The 1,584-nt window shown below is 73.4% G+C and carries 2 protein-coding genes; both read right to left on the reverse strand.

The window, feature by feature from the left end:
* Positions 1 to 156: 156 nt before the first annotated feature.
* A complete protein-coding gene (locus VGD85_RS19610; RefSeq protein WP_331065115.1) occupies positions 157 to 750 on the reverse strand; it encodes a signal peptidase I in 594 nt (197 codons plus the stop codon).
* Positions 751 to 839: 89 nt separating this feature from the next.
* The gene (locus VGD85_RS19615; RefSeq protein ID WP_331065116.1) at positions 840 to 1,451 is read right to left on the reverse strand and encodes a hypothetical protein; all 612 of its coding nucleotides are present in this window, start codon (positions 1,449 to 1,451) and stop codon (positions 840 to 842) included.
* Positions 1,452 to 1,584: the final 133 nt, after the last annotated feature.

The following is a 1,584-nucleotide window of genomic DNA, read 5'->3' on the forward strand; positions in this document are numbered from 1 at the left end:
GCCCGTGCAGCTCGGCGTCGATGCGAGCCACCCGCTCGGGCAGCAGACGCCGGTAGAAGTGGGCGAGCCGGAGCGCGAGCTCGGCGTCACGGGCGTCGCCGGTCAGGTCGTCGAGCGCGGCGGGGTCGAAGACCACCGGCGCGGTGATGGCGTCGTTCATGCGGGGTCGCTCCCCTGGGCGGCGGGGTCGCGGCGCCAGACCGTGGTGAGCCCGAGCGCCAGCAACCCGGCGAGGGCGGCCCAGAACACACCGTGCTGGACGACCGGGGCGCGCAGGACGCGGATCGCCGTACCCAGCTCGGGGACGACGGCTCGGACCTCCCAGACCTGGTCGTCCTGCAGGGTCGCGGTCCACGGGTCGGCGTGGTCGTTCGCGTCGCCCTTCGTGCGGATCGCGATCGATCCGTCGCGGTGGAGCACCTCGACCACCCGGTGGGTCTCGACGCGGTGGTCCTCGATCGGGATCTGGTAGGTGATCACGTCACCGACCTCGACGTCGGCGGCCGGCTTGGCGGTCGTGACGACCACGTCCCCGGGGCTGATCCCGGGCTCCATGCTGCCGGTGAGCATCGTGGAGGTGCGGTAGCCGAACAGGTGCGGTCCGACCGCCAGCAGCGCGAAGACCAGCAGGCAGCCGACCAGCACGAGGTCGATGACGACGCCGAAGGCACGCCGCGGGCCACGGCGCGGGCCACGGCGCGACGGCGGCGCCGCGGTGGCGTGGCGTCCGGCGGTGGTGGTGCTGCTCATCGGCGACGGCTCCTCTCCTGGCTGTTCGCGGGTGCCCGGGTGGTGAACCGGGGGGCCGTCCCCCCACAGACGGCCCCCCGGTGTCTGGGTCAGCGGAACTCGGCGGTCCGCTGGGTGGCGTCGAACGTGAAGGTGACCAGGTTCGACAGGCCCTGGAGCGCGTTGTCGGCGCCGTCGGGCAGCGTCAGCTGCACGCGCAGGTTCGAGGTCGCGGCCGCGGCGTTCAGCGTCTCGGTCGCGGCGGCGAGATCGATGTCGGTGCCGAGGACGGCGCGCTGGGCGACGACACCGGTGGTCGCGCCGGAGCAGGCGAGCTCGTTGGTGTTGCCGACCGGCGCCCAGGGCACCGAGCACTGGTCGATCCTCAGCTGCAGCCCGCCGGCGGCGGTCAGTGCGTTGGCGGTCTGGCCGGTCGTGGTGAGCCGCACCGAGCCGAACGCCTCGGTCTCGCCGCTGCGGGTCAGCGTGATCGTGCGCTGGACGGTGTCGCCGGGCACCAGGTTGTCCGCCGCGACCGACACCCCGCGCGCGCCGCCGCTGCTCGACCCGAGCACGACCTCGCCGGCGCTGGCGCGCTGGCTCGCCGTGGTGGTCGAGGTGAAGCCACCGAACGTCCCGAGGCCCGCGACCGAGGCGGCCGCACCCACGAGGACGACGGAAGCGAGGATCTTGCCGGTGGTCGTGCTGGCGGCGATGCGCATTGCAGGTTCCTTTGCTGAGCTCCAGCCGCCCGGTCTCGACGCGGTAGCGCCGCGGGGCTGTCGCTGGTCGGATCGTGTGATCCCGACTCTGCTCCGGCAGGTTCAAGCGACGCCCAGATCCGATGCGAGGTTC

Origin of the sequence: Nocardioides sp. (genome assembly GCF_036401255.1) — a bacterium.
In the GTDB taxonomy this organism is placed as follows: domain Bacteria; phylum Actinomycetota; class Actinomycetes; order Propionibacteriales; family Nocardioidaceae; genus Nocardioides.